General features: G+C 70.6%; 17 protein-coding genes, 2 tRNA genes and 1 pseudogene. 12 read left to right on the top strand and 8 right to left on the bottom strand.

Annotation, left to right across the window (positions count from 1 at the left end):
- Positions 1-163: 163 nt before the first annotated feature.
- From rsmG to rpmH, 6 genes are all read right to left on the bottom strand, one after another.
- A complete protein-coding gene (gene rsmG, locus E1O70_RS00440; protein ID WP_061268281.1) occupies positions 164-826 on the bottom strand; it encodes a 16S rRNA (guanine(527)-N(7))-methyltransferase RsmG in 663 nt (220 codons plus the stop codon).
- Positions 827-1,237: 411 nt separating this feature from the next.
- Positions 1,238-1,765: a Jag family protein gene (locus E1O70_RS00435; protein ID WP_061268280.1), complete on the bottom strand. Its 528-nt coding sequence runs from the start codon at positions 1,763-1,765 to the stop codon at positions 1,238-1,240.
- Between the two features lie 39 nt (positions 1,766-1,804).
- Positions 1,805-2,890 (bottom strand): membrane protein insertase YidC, encoded by a 1,086-nt coding sequence (gene yidC / locus E1O70_RS00430; RefSeq protein ID WP_061268279.1) that lies wholly within the window; start codon positions 2,888-2,890, stop codon positions 1,805-1,807.
- Positions 2,891-2,950: 60 nt separating this feature from the next.
- Positions 2,951-3,286 carry a membrane protein insertion efficiency factor YidD gene (gene yidD / locus E1O70_RS20635; protein ID WP_082774590.1) on the bottom strand — a complete coding sequence of 112 codons (336 nt, stop codon included), beginning with the start codon at positions 3,284-3,286 and terminating at the stop codon, positions 2,951-2,953.
- A complete protein-coding gene (gene rnpA / locus E1O70_RS00420) occupies positions 3,283-3,651 on the bottom strand; it encodes a ribonuclease P protein component (RefSeq protein ID WP_061268278.1) in 369 nt (122 codons plus the stop codon). Before rnpA ends, yidD begins: the two co-directional genes overlap by 4 nt.
- A 6-nt stretch (positions 3,652-3,657) precedes the next feature.
- Positions 3,658-3,795 carry a 50S ribosomal protein L34 gene (gene rpmH / locus E1O70_RS00415; protein ID WP_034225701.1) on the bottom strand — a complete coding sequence of 46 codons (138 nt, stop codon included), beginning with the start codon at positions 3,793-3,795 and terminating at the stop codon, positions 3,658-3,660.
- Positions 3,796-4,338: 543 nt separating this feature from the next.
- On the opposite strand from rpmH, the gene dnaA reads away from it, so the two are divergent.
- From dnaA to E1O70_RS00390, 5 genes are all read left to right on the top strand, one after another.
- Positions 4,339-5,760, top strand: a complete 1,422-nt coding sequence (gene dnaA / locus E1O70_RS00410; protein WP_043651559.1) for a chromosomal replication initiator protein DnaA — start codon at positions 4,339-4,341, stop codon at positions 5,758-5,760.
- A 1,476-nt stretch (positions 5,761-7,236) separates the two neighbouring features.
- Positions 7,237-8,367: a DNA polymerase III subunit beta gene (gene dnaN, locus E1O70_RS00405; protein ID WP_034651929.1), complete on the top strand. Its 1,131-nt coding sequence runs from the start codon at positions 7,237-7,239 to the stop codon at positions 8,365-8,367.
- A gap of 53 nt (positions 8,368-8,420) precedes the next feature.
- The gene (gnd, locus tag E1O70_RS00400; protein ID WP_034651935.1) at positions 8,421-9,359 is read left to right on the top strand and encodes a phosphogluconate dehydrogenase (NAD(+)-dependent, decarboxylating); all 939 of its coding nucleotides are present in this window, start codon (positions 8,421-8,423) and stop codon (positions 9,357-9,359) included.
- 37 nt (positions 9,360-9,396) lie between these two features.
- Positions 9,397-10,701 carry a DNA replication/repair protein RecF gene (gene recF / locus E1O70_RS00395; RefSeq protein WP_061268277.1) on the top strand — a complete coding sequence of 435 codons (1,305 nt, stop codon included), beginning with the start codon at positions 9,397-9,399 and terminating at the stop codon, positions 10,699-10,701.
- A gap of 106 nt (positions 10,702-10,807) precedes the next feature.
- On the top strand, positions 10,808-11,308 hold the full coding sequence (locus E1O70_RS00390) for a DciA family protein (protein WP_061268303.1): 501 nt from the start codon (positions 10,808-10,810) through the stop codon (positions 11,306-11,308).
- 90 nt (positions 11,309-11,398) lie between these two features.
- On the opposite strand, the gene E1O70_RS00385 is transcribed toward E1O70_RS00390, so the two are convergent.
- Entirely contained in the window at positions 11,399-12,958 is a 1,560-nt protein-coding gene (locus tag E1O70_RS00385) for a hypothetical protein (protein WP_061268276.1), read from the bottom strand.
- A gap of 561 nt (positions 12,959-13,519) precedes the next feature.
- On the opposite strand from E1O70_RS00385, the gene gyrB reads away from it, so the two are divergent.
- From gyrB to E1O70_RS00360, 6 genes are all read left to right on the top strand, one after another.
- Positions 13,520-15,583 (top strand): DNA topoisomerase (ATP-hydrolyzing) subunit B, encoded by a 2,064-nt coding sequence (gene gyrB / locus E1O70_RS00380; RefSeq protein WP_061268302.1) that lies wholly within the window; start codon positions 13,520-13,522, stop codon positions 15,581-15,583.
- A gap of 186 nt (positions 15,584-15,769) precedes the next feature.
- Positions 15,770-18,406, top strand: coding sequence for a DNA gyrase subunit A (gyrA, locus tag E1O70_RS00375; RefSeq protein ID WP_061268301.1), 2,637 nt, complete (start codon positions 15,770-15,772; stop codon positions 18,404-18,406).
- On the top strand, positions 18,403-19,407 hold the full coding sequence (locus E1O70_RS00370; protein WP_240696549.1) for a DUF3566 domain-containing protein: 1,005 nt from the start codon (positions 18,403-18,405) through the stop codon (positions 19,405-19,407). Before gyrA ends, E1O70_RS00370 begins: the two co-directional genes overlap by 4 nt.
- Positions 19,408-19,533: 126 nt before the next feature.
- Positions 19,534-19,607: transfer RNA gene (locus tag E1O70_RS00365), tRNA-Ile, on the top strand.
- Positions 19,608-19,634: 27 nt separating this feature from the next.
- Positions 19,635-19,754, top strand: coding sequence for a DLW-39 family protein (locus E1O70_RS20240; protein WP_218004294.1), 120 nt, complete (start codon positions 19,635-19,637; stop codon positions 19,752-19,754).
- A gap of 38 nt (positions 19,755-19,792) precedes the next feature.
- Positions 19,793-19,865 (top strand) — tRNA-Ala (locus E1O70_RS00360).
- A 243-nt stretch (positions 19,866-20,108) separates the two neighbouring features.
- Here the strand turns inward: E1O70_RS00360 and E1O70_RS20675 are convergent.
- Positions 20,109-20,351: pseudogene (locus E1O70_RS20675) on the bottom strand (hypothetical protein); the annotation flags it as partial.
- Between the two features lie 52 nt (positions 20,352-20,403).
- On the opposite strand from E1O70_RS20675, the gene E1O70_RS00350 reads away from it, so the two are divergent.
- Positions 20,404-20,718, top strand: coding sequence for a hypothetical protein (locus tag E1O70_RS00350; RefSeq protein ID WP_128957682.1), 315 nt, complete (start codon positions 20,404-20,406; stop codon positions 20,716-20,718).
- Positions 20,719-21,178 lie beyond the last annotated feature (460 nt).

The following is a 21,178-nucleotide window of genomic DNA, read 5'->3' as shown; positions in this document are numbered from 1 at the left end:
CGCCACCTGCTCCTCGGAGCCGTCGGGGCCCACAGGGCTCTGCGTCACGCGTCTCATCCTCTCCGTCGTCGCCTCTCAGCATCCGCCGTGCGCCATGGCTTTCGACGGATCTCGGGGCCGAGAGCGGGCGTGTCGCTCACGTCCTCGGCACCCGTTCCCTAGATCAGCGTGAACCAGTCTGCCGCACGATACGAACGACCGTCGTGGTCTCCACACCGGGGAGCGTCGGTGCCTCGATGATCTCCGGCTCCGACCCCTTGAGCTTGCGCAAAACCTTCCGTGCCGGATCGATCTCGCGACTCACGTTACGACCCTTGAGAACGATCATCTCCCCGCCTGGTCGAACCAGCGGGAGCGACAGGCGCGCGAGCTTGTCGAGTGCCGCGACGGCACGCGACGTCACCGCGTCGCACTCGAACGCACCGTGATACTCCTCGGCTCGGCCCCGCTTGACCTCGATGTTCGGCAAGGAGAGGTCCTCGGCGATCTCCGTCAGCCAGGCGCAGCGTCGCTCCATCGGTTCGATGAGGTAGACAGTCGCTTCCGGACGCATGGCGGCGATCACGACGCCCGGCAGACCAGCGCCCGACCCCACGTCAGCGATCAGCCCGGTTCTGGGCAGGAAGGGCACGACGGCGGCCGAGTTCAGGATGTGACGATCCCAGATGCGCGGAACCTCCCGCGGTCCGATGAGACCGCGCAGCTCGCCTTCGTTCCGCAACCGTTCGGCGAACTTCTCGACGGCGACGAACGAGTCACCGAAGTACTCGATCAACGCCTCCCGGGGGATGTCCGGCTCCTCGTTGCCTGCGGCCTCGTGCTGCATCGGGTCGTCTGCCTCCTCGTGTGCGAACGCCTCATCGTTTCACGTGAAACGACGTCGAGGGTGCGCGGCCCACCGAGCGTCGAGCGAGGTTCGACGAGCTTCGACCATGTCGCCAACCGTTCCGGGAATCGTCGTCACACCTCTCCTCGCCGACCCGAAGAACGGCGGTCGTCACGACGTGGCGAACGCCGTCGAGCAGGGCATGCGCACAGGACTGCACGCGCCCCGCCACCCGGCGCTCGTCCCACTCCGCAGCTCCCGTGCGGTTCCCGTACCAGCGGACCCGTCAGCACCCCCGCACCCAGAGTCGCGCGGAACTCCTCGGTACCAGCACCCTCAGCAACGCACTTCGCCCCGCGTTTCACGTGAAACGCGGGGCGAAGAAGAAGCGGGGGTTCGTCTCCGGCGGTGTCAGTCTGCCGGGTAGATGACGACGTAGCGCTGAGGCTCGACACCCTCCGAGTCGCTCCGCAGCCCCGCTGCGGCCACGGCGTCGTGGACGACCTTGCGCTCGAACGCGTTGAGCGGATCGAGCGAGACCTTGGCTCCCTCGGCACGCACGCGCTCGATCGCCTCTGCGGCCTGCGCCGTGAGCTCACGACGACGGCCCGCTCGGAAACCGGCGACGTCGAGCATGAGGCGGCTCCGCTCCCCCGTCCTGGCCTGGACGGCGAGGCGCGTCAGCTCCTGCAGCGCATCGAGCACCTCGCCGTCGTCGCCGACGAGAGAGCTCAGCGCGGCGGGGTCGTCCGCAACGATCTCGACAGCGGCCCGGTCGTGCTCGACGTCGATGTCGATGTCACCGTCGAGGTCCGCGATGTCGAGGAGCTCCTCGAGGTAGTCCGCCGCGATCTCCCCTTCTTCCTCGAGTCGGGTGGTCTCCGGGGCGGATTCCTCGGTGGACGTCGCGTCGGACGCGGGCGTCTCGGTAGGCGTCATGCGTTGCTCCTCACGGCACGTGCGCGCTCGGGCGCAGGTCTACTTCTGCTTCTTCTTCTTGGGCGCGGGCTTCGATGCACCGGTCCCGGACCCGCCCTTCGCGGCACCGCCCGGTGCCGGCTTGTCCGCCGGGGCATCCTCCGCCGGGGCATCCTCCGGGGTGGTCGCGGACACCGTCCCGACGGGACGAGGGGCGCTCTTCTGGCGGTCCTTGCGCTTGGGCTGCTGGCGCTGGCCGCGAGGCTGCTCGATGACCGGCGTCGCGTCCTCGACGACGCCCTTCGCCGCACGCTTGCGCGCCTGGCGCTCCTTGAGGAGGCGCTCCGCCTCCGAACCCGGGGCCGGCATGCGTCGGATCGTGTAGAACTGCTGCCCCATCGACCAGAGGTTCGTCGTGGTCCAGTAGACGAGGACACCGACGGGGAAGTTCACGCCGGAGACGGCGAAGATGAAGGGGAAGACGTAGAGCATCATCTTCTGCGTCGAGGCCATCGGGCCCTCGAGAGCCGCCTTCGGCATGTTCTTCATCGTGAGCTGACGCTGCGTGAAGAACGTCGTCGCACACATCGCGACGATGAGGACCGCGATGACGATCTTCGTCTGCAGGTCATCGGTGCGGAGGAAGACGTCGGACAGCTGCGCACCGAACACGGACGAGCTCTCGATGTCGGACGCCACGGAGGCGTCGATAGGACCGATCGGCTTCGAGGAGCCGTCGGAGATCGGCACGAGCCCGTTCAGCACCCGGAAGAGCGCGAAGAAGATCGGCGACTGGAGCAGGATCGGCATGCACGAAGCGAAGGGGTTCGTGCCGTGCTTGCGGTAGAGCTCCATCGTCTCGCGGCTCATTGCCTCACGGGACGCGGGGTCCGTCTTGCCCTTGTACTTCTTCTGGATCGCCTGCATCTCCGGCTGCAGCATCTGCATGCCGCGCGAGGCCTTGATCTGCTTGAAGAACAAGGGGATCAGCAGGATACGGATGATGATGACCAGGCCGACGATCGACAGGACCCACGCCGGGCCCGGGCCGTCGGAGAACCCGAGGAACACGAGACCCTGGTGGCAGAGGTACATGATCCACGCCACGACCCACTCGATCGGGGCGAGGAACGCGAAGAAGTCCATCGGTGACTGCTCCCTCAACTTCAGACAAAGCGTGTGAATCGCCCGGGATCGGGCTACGGACTAGTGCGTGTGTCGTGCCGGCGGAACGTCGTCGACCCCACCGAGGCTCCAGGGGTTGCAGCGCAGCAGCCGCCAGAGGGCGAGGCCCGTTCCGCGCAGGGCGCCGTGACGACGCACCGCCGTGAGGGCGTACTGGGAGCAGGACGGGTAGTACTTGCACGTGGGCCCGGTCATCGGGGAGATCACCGACTGGTAGGCCCTGATCATGCCGATCAGCGTGAGCGCGGGGACCCGGCGCAGCAGGTCGGCGACGCGGCGGACGACGCCGCGCTCGTCGGGTGCCGGCTCCTCGGACGAGGGCGGCGCCGGGACGCGCGGCGGGTGGGTCGTCGTCATCGACGCTCGCCCGCTCGCTCGTCGAGCCGACGGGTCGCACGCACGAGACCGCTGTCGAGGTCGGCGCTGAGCTCCTCGAAGGAGGCGAGCGCCGCGCCGGGAAGCGCGCGGACGACAGCGCGCCCGTGCGCGGGCAGCACGAAGAGACGCGACGCCGTGGCGGCGCGCAGTCGGCGCTTCACGAGGTTGCGGTGCACCGCGTTCCCCACTGCCTTGGAGACGACGAAGCCGACCTGCGGCTGAGCAGCGCCCTCGGGATCCTCCGAGAGGTGCACGACCACGGTCGACCTACCAGCACGCACGCCGCGGCGCACCGCCCGCTCGAAATCGACGGAACGGCGCAGTCGGTGCGCCGCGGGGAGCACGTGCGATCAGGCAGAGAGCTCGGTGCGGCCCTTGCGGCGGCGGGCAGCCAGGATGGCGCGGCCGGCGCGGGTCCGCATGCGCAGCCGGAAGCCGTGGGTCTTCGCCCGGCGCCGGTTGTTCGGCTGGAAGGTCCGCTTGCTCACGAGGTACTCCAAGAACGTCGGGGAGGTACACCGTCTATGTCCTCGACGATGCAGTGACAGGCTCCGGTTGGCTCCTGCCGATGGTTCGGGTCGTGCGCCGGACGGTCGCCCGCCCGGTCACCGCTCAGGCGCGCGGACCGGATGACCATTGCTGGGGGCATCGGGTCCTCGCAGGCAGATCCTGACGTGAGGCCTCGCGTCGAGTTTCCTCCACGCGGGCGCGCCAAGAACACCTGGAACGGCTGTCTGACGTTACGCTGCGCGACCCCCCCGGGTCAAACCGCGACGGGCGACCTTCACCGCGTGCGACGATGGCGCGGCGTCGTCCCGGATCCCGGCATCCTGCCGGTGAGAGCATCCTCACCCTACAACCCACAGCCTGTGGACAACTATGTGGATGAGGGGTTCCCGTGGCACGATCGACCCCAGCATCACCCCATCCGTGACCTTCTCCTCGTCGGCGCACCCCCGCCCGGCCCGTCAGCGTGCTCGACGGCCGGAGCTCTGCCCGGCGCACGCTGTCGACCCCGTGAGGAACTGCCCGTGGCCAACCCGGACGAGAACATCGCCGACGTCTGGGCGCAGACCCTGAGCATCCTCGAGGCGAGCCCGGACATCACTCCGCGGCAGATCGCGTTCATCCGGCTGGCCAAGCCGCTCGCGATCCTGGACGACACCGTCTTCATCGCGGTCCCCCACGAGCAGACCCGCACGTACCTCGAGACGCGGGTCCGCGACGAGCTGGTGACCGCGATGTCCTCCTGCCTCGGGCGCGACGTCCGGTTCGGCATCACCGTCGACCCGGAGCTCAGCTCCGACCCCGTCCTCGCGCCCGCGTCGCGGCCGGCGGTCGAGCGGCCCTACATCGAGCCCGACGACGTGCTCCTCCCGGACCTGCCGGCGCCTCCCCCGCCCCGTCCCCAGGCCGAGCCGAGCCGGCTGAACCCCAAGTACGTCTTCGAGACGTTCGTCATCGGCTCCTCCAACCGGTTCGCGCACGCCGCCGCGGTCGCGGTGGCCGAGGCACCCGCCAAGGCCTACAACCCGCTGTTCATCTACGGGGACTCCGGGCTCGGCAAGACGCACCTGCTGCACGCGATCGGGCACTACGCCCACAACCTGTACCCCAACGTGCGCGTGCGCTACGTGAACTCGGAGGAGTTCACGAACGACTTCATCAACTCCATCGGCGAGGGCAAGGCCGGAGCGTTCCAGCGGCGCTACCGCGACGTCGACGTGCTCCTCATCGACGACATCCAGTTCCTGCAGGGCAAGGAGCAGACGATGGAGGAGTTCTTCCACACCTTCAACGCGCTGCACAACGCCAACAAGCAGGTCGTCATCACGTCCGACCTGCCCCCCAAGCAGCTCAACGGGTTCGAGGACCGCCTGCGGTCCCGGTTCGAGTGGGGCCTCATCACCGACGTCCAGCCGCCGGACCTCGAGACGCGCATCGCGATCCTCCGCAAGAAGGCGTCGAGCGAACGCCTCGCCGCTCCGGACGACGTGCTGTCCTACATCGGGTCGCGCATCTCGACGAACATCCGGGAGCTCGAGGGCGCGCTGATCCGTGTCACCGCGTTCGCGAACCTCAACCGCCAGCAGGTCGACCTCCCGCTCGCGGAGATCGTGCTCAAGGACCTCATCACCGACGAGGACAGCGCGGAGATCACCCCCGCCGCGATCATCGCGCAGACCGCCGCGTACTTCGGCCTGACGATCGACGACCTCTGCGGCAGCTCGCGATCGCGCGTCCTCGTCACCGCTCGCCAGATCGCGATGTACCTGTGCCGAGAGCTCACCGACCTGTCGCTCCCGAAGATCGGGCAGCAGTTCGGGGGCCGCGACCACACGACGGTCATGCACGCGAACCGCAAGATCACCGAGCAGATGGCCGAGCGTCGCTCCACGTACAACCAGGTCACGGAGCTCACGAGCCGGATCAAGCAGCAGCACCGCGGCTGAGGCGGCGAGGCCGTGCCCGGACGGTACTGCTCGTCGGCTCGACGCCGCGCTGACCGCGGCTCTCCCCCTCACGGTGCGGTCCGGTCCCGGACGAAGCGGGTCGCCCCCGCGCACCGGCGCTTCCTGAGCCCATGGCGGGTGCGCCGTACGGGGAGGCAACCGCACATCCCCGCCGTTCTGCCTCGCACCCGGGCCGGACGCAGCCCTCGGCACGAGCCGCGGTCAGGCGCCTCCGCCGGGCTCTCTCGCGTCGCCCCTCACACCACCGGTGGCCCCCCGTCACGCGCCCCGGCGGCCCTCCTCGGCCTGCGTCGAGCTCGGACGATCCATGTCCATCACGTTCCAGGTCTCTGCCCGGGAGATTCTCGTCGTCCCCCGCCGGAGCGCCTCCGAGATCACCGAGATCCCTCGTCGACCATGCCGGTCTTCTTCTGGCTGTCCACTCTCGTCGCGCGACGAGACGCCGTCCGACGCCCCGGGACGGACCAGACGCGCCCCTCCCCGAGCGGTCTGCCATGGGGGTTGTCCACCGCCAGTGGACGGTCTCACCAGCTCGTCGCCGACCCCGAAGACCCTTCCCCACGTGTCCCGCGCGCTGTCCACAGGCTTACCCACCGTGGTGCTCTATTCTGTGGAAATCGGCGTCAAGCACCGACGCGCCTCTCCAGCCACGGGCAGGTACGACACTCGTACACAGCTTGTGGGTGGAGTTGTCCACAGTCATCCACAGGACTCCTGTGGGTATTCACATCCGCGGAATGCAGACGACGACGGTGGACCACAGGGTCTCGTGCGGGGCGACAAATCCTGACAACATCATGGTTTTCCCCCCGAAACCTGTGGACGGCGGCCTCGTACACACCCTGTGGACGGCTCACCCGGAGGGGCTCTGTGCACAGTTCTGTGGACAGCTGTGGACGAAGGCCCTCTCAGTGTGGACGGGCCACCCTCGATCAGTGGACGACGTGTGGGGACAGATCGGCCGCCCACAGGCGCCGCGACTTTCCCACACTGGGCCCACCGGTTCGTCCACACGCATTTGTGCCCTCTGACCTGGGCGGACACCGGTTTTCCACGAGATCCACAATCCCTATGACGACGACGAAAGTGTTCTCAGAGGGAAATTCCACACGCCTTCATCAGGCTCCGGCGGCCGACGGTGCGACCTGTGCTCCACGAGCCCGCTCCTGATCCTGGCCGAGCCGTGGTGAGCGCGCGACGTCGGCGGAGACCGCCGTCGGGCCTCCGTCCCCAGGCCCGCCGTTCCAGTTCCTCCCACCCGCCTCCTCGCGTAGGGTTCATGCACGACACGTGTGCGCGGACCTGCGACCCGGCACCTCGTGTCCACAGCGGCAGACCTGCCCGGTGGACGATCGAGGACGAGCGGCCCCGACGGCGAGCCCGGCGTCGCGGCGAAGCAGGACGGCACATGTGAAGATCGGGTCCGACCGAGACGTGGGGACGAGAGGGTGTGGGATGAAGTTCCGGGTTGAGCGTGATGTCCTGGCCGACGCGGTGACCTGGACGGCGCGAACCCTGCCGACCCGCCCGCCCGCGCCCGTCCTCGCCGGGGTCCGGCTCGAGGCCGACGCGTCGGGGACCATCGGGCTGTCGAGCTTCGACTACGAGGTCTCGGCCCGCTCGGAGATCCCCGCCGAGGTCAGCGAGCCCGGCACCGTCCTCGTCTCCGGCCGGCTGCTCGCCGAGATCTCCCGGGCGCTGCCCGCGAAGCCCGTGGACGTCGTCCTCGAGGGCAACAAGGTCACGGTGACGTGCGGCGCGAGCCGGTTCACGCTCCTCACCATGCCGGTGGACGAGTACCCGGCGCTGCCCGCGATGCCCGAGCTCTCCGGCACCGTCTCGGGCGACGAGCTGACGAACGCCGTCGCACAGGTCACGGTGGCGGCGAGCCGCGACGACACGCTCCCCCTCCTCACGGGCGTGCGCGTCGAGATCGAGGGCGAGAAGATCACGCTCCTCGCGACGGACCGGTACCGCCTCGCCCTGCGCGAGCTCACCTGGACGCCCGTGACCCCGAGCTACTCCGCCGTCGCCCTCGTGCGCGCGCGCACCCTCAACGACGTGGCGAAGTCCCTCGGCGGCTCGGGCCTCGTCAACATCGGGCTCAACACGGGCGCCGGCGTGGACCTCATCGGCTTCGAGGCCGGGGGGCGTCACACGACGTCGCAGCTCGTCGACGGCGACTACCCCGCAGTGCGTCGGCTCTTCCCGGACGAGACGCCCATCCACGCCGTCGTCCCCACCGCCCCGCTCATCGACGCCGCCAAGCGCGTGTCCCTGGTCGCCGAGCGCAACACGCCGATCCGCCTGTCGTTCACGGACGGCCAGGTCGTCCTGGACGCCGGACAGGGCGACGACGCGCAGGCGTCCGAGGCGCTGGAGGCGGTGCTCGTCGGCGAGGACATCTCGGTGGCGTTCAACCCGCAGTTCCTGCTCGACGGCCTGGGCGCGCTCGGCACCGACTTCGTGCGCCTGAGCTTCACGCACCCGAACAAGCCGGTCGAGTTCACGGGTCAGGACTCCCTGGACGGCGAGGACTCGTCCCACTACCGCTACCTGCTGGTGCCGATCCGCTTCGCCGGCTGATCCCGACGGAGCCGGACGGCTCGCACCGCACCACCGCACCCCGGAGGACTCGTATGGTCACGCGCATCGGCCTCGTCGGCCTCGGCAAGATGGGCAACAACATGCGGGCGCGCGTCCGCGCCGCCGGTATCGAGGTCGTCGGCTACGACCCTCGTCCCGAGGTGTCGGACGTCGCGACGCTCGCCGACCTCGTCGCGGCCCTGCCCGACGACGGCCCGCGCATCGTGTGGGTCATGGTCCCGGCGGGCGACGCGACCCGCGGCGTGGTCACCGAGCTCGGCGGTCTGCTCGGCGAGGGCGACTTCGTCATCGAGGGTGGGAACTCCTACTACGCCGAGGACCAGGCGCGGGCCGCGGAGCTGGCCGAGAAGGGCGTCGGCTACCTCGACGTCGGTGTCTCGGGCGGCGTCTGGGGCCTCGAGAACGGCTACGGGCTCATGGTCGGCGGGGACCGGACGTACGTCGAGGCGGCCATGCCGGTCTTCGACGCGCTGCGTCCCGACGGCCCGCGCGAGGAGGGCTTCGTCCACGCGGGCGAGGTCGGTGCCGGGCACTTCGCGAAGATGGTCCACAACGGCATCGAGTACGGGCTCATGCAGGCGTACGCCGAGGGCTACGAGCTCCTCGCCGCGAAGAGTGAGCTCGTCAAGGACGTGCACGGCACGATGAAGGCGTGGACCCGTGGCACGGTCGTGCGCTCGTGGCTCCTCGACCTCTTCGTCAAGGCGCTCGAGGAGGACCCGCAGCTCGCCGCGATCGACGACTGGGTCGACGACTCCGGCGAGGGCCGCTGGACGGTCGACGAGGCGATCGACAACGCCGTCCCGCTGCCGGTGATCTCCGCCGCCCTCTTCGCGCGCTTCGCCTCGCGCCAGGAGCAGTCGCCCGCGCTCAAGGCCGTCGCCGCCCTGCGCCAGCAGTTCGGCGGGCACGCGGTCAAGGCGGCCGGGCCCGCCTCCCCGGGAGCCGGGCCCCTCGAACCCCCGGCCTGACCGGTCCCCTCCGACCTCCTCGACCCTCGCCGCACCGATGTACGTCTCGCACCTCTCCCTCGTCGACTTCCGCTCGTACGAGTCCGTCGACGTCGAGCTCGTCCCGGGCGTGAACGCGCTCGTCGGGCAGAACGGGCAGGGCAAGACGAACCTCGTCGAGGCGATCGGGTACGTCGCGACGCTCGCGAGCCACCGCGTCGCGGGCGACGCCGCGCTCGTCCGTGCGGGTGCGACGCGCGCCGTCGTGCGGACGCGCGTCGTGCGGGGCGACCGGGCGAGCACCGTGGAGCTCGAGATCGCGTCGGGGCGGGCCAACCGGGCGCGGATCAACCGGTCCCCGGCCCAGCGGCCGCGCGACGTGCTCGGCATCGTCCGGACGGTGCTCTTCGCGCCGGAGGACCTCGCGCTCGTCAAGGGCGACCCGGACGGGCGGCGTCGCTTCCTCGACCAGCTCGCGGTGCTCCTGGTGCCGCGCGTGGCGGCGCTCCTCGCGGACTACGACCGGGTGCTGCGCCAGCGCGGCGCGCTGCTGAAGTCGGCGACGGCGCTGCGCGGCCGCGGCCGGCGGAGGCCGTCCGCCGTCGAGCCGCCGCCCGAGGACGACGCACCCGAGACCGCGGCCTCGCCGCTCGCGACGCTCGAGGTGTGGGACGCGCGCCTCGCGAGCCTCGGCGCGGAGATCACGGCGCTGCGCCTGCAGCTCGTGGCCGCGCTCACGCCCTACGTCGCGGAGGCGTACGAGCAGGTCAGCGCGGGGCAGGGCGAGGCGCGCATCGCGTACCGCTCGTCCGTGGACGAGGCGCTCGACGCGGACGACGGTCCCGTGAGGCCGCCCGCGGCGGGTGACGCCGCGGACCCGGGCGACGCACCGGCGTCGGGCATCCCCGACGTGGCGGCCCTCGAGAGGCGCATGCTGGAGGCCATGGAGGCCGTGCGCGCGAAGGAGGTCGACCGCGGGGTGAACCTCGTCGGTCCCCACCGCGACGACCTCGTCCTCACCCTGGGCGGCCTCCCGGCGAAGGGCTACGCGAGCCACGGCGAGTCGTGGTCGTTCGCGCTCGCGCTGCGGCTGGCGTCGTACCGGCTGCTGCGCGACGGCGCCCCCGCGGGCCTCGACTCGCTCCTGTGGGCTGACCAGTGGGGGCCCGACGGCGAGCCGATCCTCGTGCTCGACGACGTGTTCGCCGAGCTCGACGTCCGGCGGCGCGAGCGGCTCGCCGAGCTCGTGGCCGACGCGGGCCAGGTGATCATCACCGCGGCCGTGCCCGACGACGTCCCGAGCCGGCTCGACGGTGCGCGGTTCGCGGTGCACGACGGGACGGTGCACCGTGTCGAGGACTGAGCCCGCGGACCGGGACCGGGCGGACGGCCAGGACGACGACGCGCGCCCCGGCCCGGCCGACGACCTCCCGGAGCGACGCACGACGGGGCTGCCCGTCGGCCACGTCGTGGAGCTGACCCCACCGGCGGAGGTGGCGCGGCAGGCCCTGAACCGCGCCAAGGCGGCGGCGCGCGCGAAGGGGCTCCGGCCCGGGCAGGAGCCTCGCCGACGCATCCTCGCGGACCCGCCGACGTCGGGCGCGCGCCCGGGCGGTCGCGACCCGCAGCTCCTGGGCGACGTCGTCGCGCGCCTGCTGCGCGAGCGGGACTGGGTCGCGGACGTGTCGGTGGGGGGCGTCGTCGGGCGGTGGCGCGAGGTCGTGGGCGACCAGGTCGCCGACCACTGCGAGCCCGAGACGTTCGAGGACAAGGTGCTCGTCGTGCGGGCCGACTCGACGGCGTGGGCGACGCAGGTGCGGCTCCTCACGCCGCAGCTGCTCGAGCGGCTCGCGCGCGAGGTGGGCGAGGGGGTCGTCGAGACGGTGACCGTGCTCGGGCCGGCGGGTCCGAGCTTCCGCCGGGGGAAGAAGTCCGTCCGGGGGCCGGGCCCCCGCGACACCTGGGGCTGAGAAGGTCCGGACCGACGACGAGGCCCGCCGTGCAGGGGGCACGGCGGGCCTCGCGGTGGTGACCGGGGCGTTGGTCACCACGTCAGGGGGTCAGGCCTGGGCTCGGCGGCGCAGCCAGAGCACCAGGGCCCCACCGCCGACGAGCAGCGCGGCGAACGCGGCCGCGCCGGCGACCGTCGCACCGGTCGTGGCGAGCGCGGGGCCGGTCGGCTCCTCGGGTCCTGCGACGTCCTCGACGGCCACGGGGGCGACGGGCGGGTTCGCGCACGCGCTCGTCGCCGGCGGGTACTCGACCACGGTGGAGTACGACGGGTTGACCTCGAACAGCACCTTGGCGCCGTCGCGGGTCCAGGCGTAGTTGCCGTCGGTCTGGGTGTACGAGCCGTCCTCGTTCCGGACGAACCCGGGCCACTGCTTCGGCTCCTCGGCGGAGGCTCCCGGCCACAGAAGGGTCCCGCTGAGCGGCTGGTCCGGCACGACGTAGTTCTCGCCGCCGCTCGGGTGCAGGAAGGTGATCGTCAGCGGGGTCTCCGAGTCGACCGTCGCGCCCTCGGGCAGGCCGAGCTCGTAGCCGAGGTACGGGACGTCGCCCTGGCAGACGGCGCCGATCTCGCCGGGCACGAGCGCGCACGTCTCGTCGGAGGGCAGCAGATCGACGAGCGGGAGCAGCGCGCTGCGGCCGTTCGTGGCCACGACGTAGCCGAGCTTCGCCGTCTCCGAGGAGAAGGTCGCCGCGGCGCTCTTCGGGACGGCGACGACGCCCTCCGCCGTGAGCTCGTACCGGACGTCCTCCGACTCGGCCGGGAGGTCCTGCTTCGTGAGCTCCGTGCCACAGACCTCGACGGCGGCCGGCACGGCCGGCGTGACCACGTCGACCTCCGGCGCGACCGGCGTGGCGGGAGTGCCGGGCCTCGGGGTGTCGCACGCGTCCTCGGGGAGGAGGTCGGCGAGGTCCTGGTGGTCCCACGCGACGAGCGTGCCCTCGGGGAACTCGCCGAGGTGCTCGCCGTCGGGCGAGTAGCGGATGTCCGTGGGGAGGTCGTCGAGACCGCCGGGGAGGTCCACGAGGTCCTGCTGGACTGCCCACGCGGTGCAGAGGTCGGCCGTGTCGACGTCCGGCTGGATCGCGCGGGCGACCTCGCTCACGTCCTCCAGGTCGAGGGGCTGCACGACCCAGGCCCTGTCCCACGGCTTCTCGGGCAGGGCGACCTCGGTGCCCGTGACGATCTTCTGCGGGCCGGAGTTCTCCCACGCCGCGGGCTGTGCGGGGTCGATCTTGGGGTACACGTAGACGCCGACCTGGACGGGGGCGTCGGGCGTCTCGCAGGCCCGGGTCGAGCCGGACTGGTCGTAGTCGTACTGGCGGCCGTCGGACGCGTCGACGGAGACGGTCCAGGTGTGGTCCTGCGTGGGGTCGAGGTCGTAGGAGCGCGTGAGCTCGCGCTGGAAGGTCGTGGACTCGACCTCCTTGCCGTCCACGGTGACGGTCAGGTCGTTGCTCTTCTTCGAGTAGGCCCAGAGCTTCACCGAGAGCGTCGTGCAGTCGGCCGTGACGACGGGCGTGTGGGCGGAGGCGGGTGCCGCGGTGGCCACGATCAGGCCACCGAGCGCGAGCGCCGTCGCCGCAGCGCTCGCGAGGAGTCTCTTCACTGAGTGGGGTCCCTTCGGGGTCGAGCCGCCCGCGTGCGATCGCTGCTGCGCGGACGACGCGCGAATCAGGATGGTGTGTGGTATTAGACCACTTTCCGCGTGAAACGCCGATTCCCGACTTGTCGGTTGCGGTAGCGCTCCCACCAAGGGGCGCGCGACGGTTGCTGCGGGCACTTTTTCGACGGCCGTCGACGGCCACCTGCGCGTCGTGAACAGAGCCTGTGGACAACCGTGTGGAGAACTTCCGCCGAGACGGCGCGGATCGCGTCGCGGATGTCCTGCGAGATGTCCTCAGGACGGCCGAGATCCGCGGAATTCGGCTCGTGGCGGGTAGACTGGGGAGGTCATTCCGGGTCTTGTCACCACCCGCTCGCGCAGCCCGTCCGCGGCGCCTCCACCAGCCGCCCGCGGCAGGTCGGACGCTCCCTCACGGAGCCGGCGCAGGCGGCGGTGCGGGCCCGGAACCTTTGAGCAGCGGCGGCCGGTCCGGCACGGACACGGCGGCCGCGCGCACGACGACGAGGAGCAGTCCTGCCCGTGGCAGAGCACACCGACACCGCCATCCCCGACCCGACGGCGTCCGCGGAGGCGACACCCTCGGCGGGCGGCGGCTACGACGCGAGCAACATCACCGTCCTGGAGGGCCTCGAGGCGGTCCGCAAGCGTCCGGGCATGTACATCGGCTCGACGGGTGAGCGAGGCCTCCACCACCTTGTGTACGAGGTTGTGGATAACTCTGTGGACGAGGCCCTCGCCGGGCACGCGGACACGATCGACGTGACGCTCCTCGCCGACGGGGGCGTGCGCGTCGTCGACAACGGGCGCGGCATCCCCGTCGCGATCCACCCCACCGAGGGCCGGCCCACGGTCGAGGTCGTCATGACGATCCTCCACGCGGGCGGCAAGTTCGGCGGTGGCGGGTACGCCGTCTCGGGGGGTCTGCACGGCGTCGGCATCTCGGTCGTCAACGCGCTCTCGTCCCGTGTGGTCACCGAGGTCCAGCGTGACGGCTACGCCTGGCGCCAGGAGTTCGCCGACGGCGGCAAGCCCGTGGGCGAGCTGCACCGCGGCGAGGCGACGCAGGCGACGGGCACGACGCAGACGTTCTGGGCCGACCCGACGATCTTCGAGACCACCGAGTACGACTTCGAGACGCTGCGTGCGCGGTTCCAGCAGTACGCGTTCCTCAACAAGGGGCTGCGGATCACGCTCACCGACGAGCGCCCTGCGCACCTCGACACCGGGGACGAGGTCACCGGCGAGGCCGAGGACGGCACGCCCGCGAGCGGCGACGCGACGTCGTCGGGCGCGTCGACCGCGGCGCGCACGGTGAGCTACAAGTACGACGGCGGCCTCATCGACTACGTGAAGCACCTCAACGGCGCGAAGAAGGTCGAGCTCGTCCACCCCGACGTCATCGACATCGAGTCGGAGGACACCGAGCGGCGCATCTCCGTCGAGATCGCGATGCAGTGGACCAGCGCCTACTCGGAGTCCGTCCACACGTTCGCCAACACGATCTCCACGACCGAGGGCGGCACGCACGAAGAGGGCTTCCGTGCGGCGATGACCTCGCTGGTCAACCGCTACGCGCGCGACAAGGGCATCCTCAAGGACAAGGACGAGAACCTCACGGGCGACGACATCCGCGAGGGCCTGACGGCGGTCATCTCCGTCAAGCTGGGCGAGCCGCAGTTCGAGGGCCAGACGAAGACGAAGCTCGGCAACACCGAGGCGAAGACGTTCGTCCAGCGCGTCGTCAACGAGCGGCTCAACGACTGGTTCGACTCGCACCCGAACGAGGCCCGTGACGTCCTGCGCAAGGCGATCCAGGCGTCGCAGGCGCGCCTCGCCGCCCGCAAGGCGCGCGAGGCCACCCGCCGCAAGGGCCTGCTCGAGTCCGGCGGCATGCCGGGCAAGCTGCGCGACTGCCAGTCGAACCGCGCGGAGGAGTGCGAGATCTTCATCGTCGAGGGTGACTCCGCGGGCGGCTCGGCCGTCCGCGGGCGCAACCCCCGGACGCAGGCGATCCTGCCGATCCGCGGGAAGATCCTCAACGTCGAGCGCGCGCGCCTCGACCGGGCCCTGTCCAACCAGGAGGTCCAGTCGATCATCACGGCGTTCGGCACCGGCATCGGCGAGGACTTCGACCTCGCCAAGCTCCGGTACCACAAGATCGTCCTCATGGCCGACGCCGACGTCGACGGCCAGCACATCGCGACGCTCCTGCTCACGCTGCTGTTCCGGTACATGCGCCCGCTCATCGAGAACGGGCACGTCTACCTCGCGCAGCCGCCGCTCTACCGGCTCAAGTGGTCGAACGCCCCGCACGACTACGTGTACTCCGACAAGGAGCGCGACGCGTTCCTCGCCGCCGGGCAGGCCGCCGGCAAGCGGATCCCCAAGGAGAACGGGATCCAGCGCTACAAGGGTCTGGGCGAGATGGACTACTCGGAGCTGTGGGACACGACCATGGACCCCGAGCACCGCACCCTCAACCAGGTGACCCTCGACGACGCCGCGGCGGCCGACGAGATCTTCTCCGTCCTCATGGGCGAGGACGTGGAGTCCCGCCGGAGCTTCATCCAGCGCAACGCGAAGGACGTGCGGTTCCTTGACATCTGAGCCGCTCCTCGCGGAGCCGGGGGGCGGCAGGACCGGACGCCCCGGCGCGGCCCGCCCTCCCGGGCGGGTCCGGAGGTCTTCCAGGACGACGACGCACGAAGAGACGAACGAACGAGGTAGACCGTGACCGACGAGCAGAACCCCGAGAACGAGCCCACGGCTCCCGGCGACGGGTCCGAGGAGACCGTGCACGCCGACGGGACGGCGGTCGCGGTGCACCACGGGCGCATCGAGCAGGTGGACCTGCAGCTCGAGATGCAGCGGTCGTACCTCGACTACGCGATGAGCGTCATCGTGGGTCGTGCGCTGCCGGACGTGCGCGACGGCCTCAAGCCCGTGCACCGGCGCGTGCTGTACGCGATGTACGACGGCGGCTACCGCCCCGACCGCTCGTACTCGAAGTGCTCGCGCGTCGTCGGCGACGTCATGGGCAAGTTCCACCCGCACGGCGACAGCGCGATCTACGACGCGCTCGTGCGCCTCGTGCAGGACTGGTCGCTGCGCTACCCGCTCGTCGCCGGCCAGGGCAACTTCGGCTCCCCCGGCAACGACCCGGCGGCCGCCCCGCGGTACACCGAGTGCCGCATGGCGCCGATCGCCATGGAGATGGTCCGGGACATCGACAAGGACACCGTCGACTTCCAGGACAACTACGACGGCCGCACGCAGGAGCCGTCGGTCCTGCCGGCGCGGTTCCCGAACCTGCTGGTCAACGGCTCGGCGGGCATCGCCGTCGGCATGGCGACCAACATCCCGCCGCACAACCTCCGCGAGGTCGCGGCGGGCGTGCAGTGGCACCTCGACCACCCGGACGCCTCGCGCGAGGAGCTCCTCGCGGCGCTGCTGCAGCGCATCAAGGGCCCGGACTTCCCCACGGGCGCCACGATCCTCGGCCACAAGGGCATCGAGGAGGCGTACCGCACGGGCCGCGGTTCGATCACCATGCGCGCCGTGGTCAACGTGGAGGAGATCCAGGGCCGCGTGTGCCTCGTCGTCACGGAGCTCCCCTACCAGGTGAACCCGGACAACCTGGCCGCGAAGATCGCGGACCTCGTCAAGGAGGGCCGCGTCCAGGGGATCGCGGACATCCGCGACGAGACGTCGGGCCGGACGGGCCAGCGCCTCGTCGTCGTGCTCAAGCGCGACGCGGTGGCGAAGGTCGTCCTCAACAACCTGTACAAGCACACGCAGCTCCAGGACACGTTCGGCGCGAACATGCTGGCGCTCGTCGACGGCGTGCCGCGCACGCTGAGCCTCGACGCGTTCGTTCGGCACTGGACGACGCACCAGCTCGACGTCGTCGTGCGCCGCACGCGGTACCTGCTGGCGGAGGCCGAGCGCAGCATCCACATCCTGCGCGGGTACCTCAAGGCGCTCGACGCGCTCGACGAGGTCATCGCGCTGATCCGGCGCTCGCCCGACGTCGAGGAGGCCCGCACGGGCCTCATGGAGCTGCTGGGCGTCGACGAGGTCCAGGCGACCGCGATCCTCAACCTCCAGCTGCGCCGTCTGGCGGCCCTGGAGCGGCAGAAGATCCTCGACGACCACGACGCGCTCGAGCGCCAGATCCTCGACTACCAGGACATCCTGGCCAAGCCCGAGCGGCAGCGGTCGATCGTGGGCGACGAGATGGGCGAGATCGTCGCGAAGTACGGCGACGAGCGTCGGACGACGATCCTCCCGTTCGACGGCGAGGTCTCCATCGAGGACCTCATCGCCGAGGAGGAGATGGTCGTCACCATCACGCGCGGCGGGTACGTGAAGCGGACGCGCAGCGACAGCTACCGTGCCCAGAAGCGCGGCGGCAAGGGCGTGCGCGGCACGCAGCTGCGCGAGGACGACATCGTCGACCACTTCTTCGTGACGACGACGCACCACTGGCTGCTGTTCTTCACGAACCTCGGCCGCGTCTACCGGGCGAAGGCGTACGAGCTCCCCGAGGGCGGGCGCGACGCCAAGGGTCAGCACGTCGCGAACCTGCTCGCGTTCCAGCCGGGCGAGAAGATCGCGCAGGTGCTCGACCTGCGCGACTACGACGCGGCGCAGTACCTGGTGCTCGCGACGCGTCGCGGCCTGGTGAAGAAGACGCGGCTGTCGGAGTACGACTCGCCGCGCTCGGGCGGACTCATCGCGATCAACCTGCGCGAGGACGAGTCCGGGACGCCCGACGAGCTCGTCGCGGCGCTCCTCGTGGACGCCGACGACGACCTCATCCTCGTGTCGCGCAAGGGCCAGTCCATCCGCTTCCCCGCCGACGACGACACGATGCGGCCGCTGGGCCGCGCGACGTCGGGCGTCACGGGCATGAAGTTCCGCGACGGCGACGAGCTGCTCTCGGCCGACGTGGTCGAGGAGGGCTCCGACCTCTTCGTCGTGACGGAGGGCGGGTTCGCGAAGCGGACGCGGATCGACGAGTACCGCGTCCAGGGCCGCGGCGGTCTGGGCATCAAGGTCGCCAACCTGGTGGAGGCTCGTGGAGATCTCGTGGGGGCTCTGGTGACGGAGGCCGACGACGAGGTGCTGGTCATCATGGAGCGCGGGAAGATCGTGCGGTCCGCGGTCGGCGAGGTGAACCTCACCGGTCGGAACACGCAGGGGGTGACGTTCGCGAAGCCCGACAAGGGCGACCGCATCATCGCGGTCGCGCGGAACGTCGAGCGTCGTCTCGGAGAGGATCGGGATACCGTGGAGGGCGAGGACGGGACCGGCACGGCCCCGGGCGTCACCGACACGAGCAGCGCACCGACCACCGACGCGACCGCCTCGTCCGACGGGGCGGGCGGGACCGACCCGGCCCCCGGAACCACCGAGGAAACCAGATGAGCAGCGAGAACAACGCACCGCCGACCATCACGCCGCGGCTGACCGTGCCGCGGCCGGACACGGACGCGTCGGCACGCCCCGGGGCCGCGTCCCCGAGCCGGCACGGCGAGGCGGACGGGACGTCGTCGAACGGCTCGTCGAAGAAGGGCTCGTCGAAGGGCGCCTCGGCGGCGGCGACCCCGCGTGACGGGGCGACGGCCGCCGTCCCGCCTCCGCCTCCGCCGCCCCCGGGCCCGTCCGCCCAGGCCGCGCCCGCGCCGGGCACGGTGGACGACGACGGCATGGAGCGCGCGTCGGGCGAGAGCCGTGTCGCGGTCGCGCGTGCCGGGGCCGTGAAGGCGGCCGCCGCGGCGATCGCGGCGGCGAAGACGGCCGCGAAGAAGGTGTCGGCGGCGGTCCCCGCCGCACCCGCAGAGACGGAGCCCGAGCGCGGGCACGACGAGATCGACGACGAGACGGTGAGGCGCGTGCCCACGACCACCTCGGCCCCCACGAGCGCGGCGGCCGCCGGCGCTCCCGCCGGGGCCTCCATGCACTACTCCGCCGCCGGGGTGACGGGCACCGCGAGCCCGCTCACCGGCGCCACGCCGGCCGTGGGGACCGCGACGGGCGCGACGCCCGCCGTCCGGCCCGACGGCGGCCCGCGCCGTGTCCGGCTCGCGGTCTCGCGCATCGACCCGTGGTCCGCGATGAAGCTCGGCTTCCTCCTCGCGGTCGCCATCGGGATCATGACCGTCGTCGCGACCGCCGTCGTCTGGTACGTGCTCGACGGCATGCAGGTCTTCTTCAAGATCGAGGAGCTGTTCACGCAGATCGTCGGCACGGAGACGGACGTCGACATCCGCCAGTACGTCGCGTTCGGTCGCGTGATCTCGATCGCCACGCTGCTCGGCGTGGTGAACGTCGTCATCATCACGGCGCTCTCGACGATCATGGCGTTCCTGTACAACATCGTCGCGGCGCTCGTGGGTGGCGTGCACCTCACGCTCACCGACGACTGACCGCGCACCGGCTCCTCGACCGGGAGCACGGGCCCTCGGTTTGGGTCTGCGGCTCCCGGTGGGGTAACCTCAATCGCTGCCTGCGAGCGGAGCAGCCCTCCTGGGGCTGTCCGGCGAGGCGCGTGCGGGCCTATAGCTCAGACGGTTAGAGCGCTTCCCTGATAAGGAAGAGGTCAGAGGTTCAAGTCCTCTTAGGCCCACTGCCAACCCACTCGAGGGGGAACATCATGAAGAAGCTTCTGCTCGTGCTCCTCGCCGCCGGCGCCGGGTACCTCGTGTGGCGCAAGTACACGGAGGACAACGCCGAGCGCGACCTCTGGGCAGAGGTCACCGACACCTTCGAGTGAGCACCTCTCGCCGCTGACCGGCCCCGGCCGCGTCACCCGGGGCCATGGCGCAATTGGTAGCGCACCTGCTTTGCAAGCAGGGGGTTGGGGGTTCGAGTCCCCCTGGCTCCACATCAGATGACCTGGTCCGATGCGTTCGGACCAGGTCATCTTCTTTGCCTTCAAGGAGCGGAGTCTGTCTATCGTTCCAGGATCCTGTGGCTGACTGGGCATCTTTGGGGGTCGGTCGTTCGTCGGCGGCTGTCGGGACGTTCCGGAAGACGTCGTCCATGACGTTTCGCTGCTGACTGGATGACAGGTCTGAGCTCGTGGCGGTAGACGATCTCGGTGAAAGCGGATGCCGAAGTGACCCATGAGGCATGAGATCTTTCCGATGGGGACGCCGCGCTGCGACAGGATCGAGACGAACGAGTGCCGGAGGTCTCGGGGCGTCCCCTCCTGCGGGTCGAGCCTGGGGACGAGCGCGAGGGCCGAGCGGAACATGCGCAGCACGCTGTGGCGGTCCTGTGGAGTACCGATCTCCGACGGGAAGACCAGGCGGTGGTCCTTCCAGTGCTCGTCGGCAGCGGTGGTCTGTTCCTGCTGATGACTCCTCAGGACGCCGAGGACGAGCTCGGGGAGCGCAAGGTCGCTCCGCGACTTCGGGGTCTTGGGCGTCCCCGCCGACGCGAACCGATTTCCAGACCTCGATGTGTTGCGGCGCTTCGAGAATTTCGACGGGGATCACGTCCTGTGCACCCGCGGACCCGACCCGCGTGACGGCGTCAGCGGTGATCGATTCGACCAACACCTGGCAGGCGTGGATCATCGCCCGCTCGAGCACGGCCGCGAACTCCGGATCGCGCGCCGCGAGGATGCTCAGTTCCTTCGCGACGTTGACCGTCTTATCGAGCGCGAGGACCGAGTCGGCCCGCTGTACCCCACGGTTCTCAAAGTCGTCGAGGCGACGCCAGTCGAGGAGTGATGCGAGTTTTTCGACCGTGATGTGCTGCCACCGAGACTCGGCGCCCGGGGTGACTGCGAGGTGGAGAACAGCTCCGGTGCCCTCGGCCGCGTACAGTGCGTAGGCGTCGGCCGGGCCCGAGAGGACGGCTTCGCCGGGGGCGGGCACAAGTCCGTCGCAGCGGTCGACGATGTAGCGTGCGAATGCGGCAGGCGAGGCATGCAGTCCGCCCGCCCTCGGCCCGATCTTGGCGATCTCGCCGCCGGTCATGCAGGCACGCTAACCCGGGGTCAACGGTGCCCTGTAGTATGCGTGCCTTCCGATTCCGCATGGGCTGACCTTGGCATACATGCACCAACGTCAGTCCTTGGGAAAACCGTCTGACCACCAGGCCGCCGTCACGGCTCGGCCGCTCGTCCAGTCACCTGTCGCCCGTCATCCTTCGACTCGCCCCTTCGGTCCGTGACTCGCTTTCACCCGG

Origin of the sequence: Cellulosimicrobium funkei (assembly GCF_004519295.1) — a bacterium.
GTDB classification, from domain to species: Bacteria; Actinomycetota; Actinomycetes; order Actinomycetales; family Cellulomonadaceae; genus Cellulosimicrobium; species Cellulosimicrobium funkei.
Note: the sequence above shows the minus strand (reverse complement) of the source record. Positions and strands in the feature narration are given on the sequence as shown.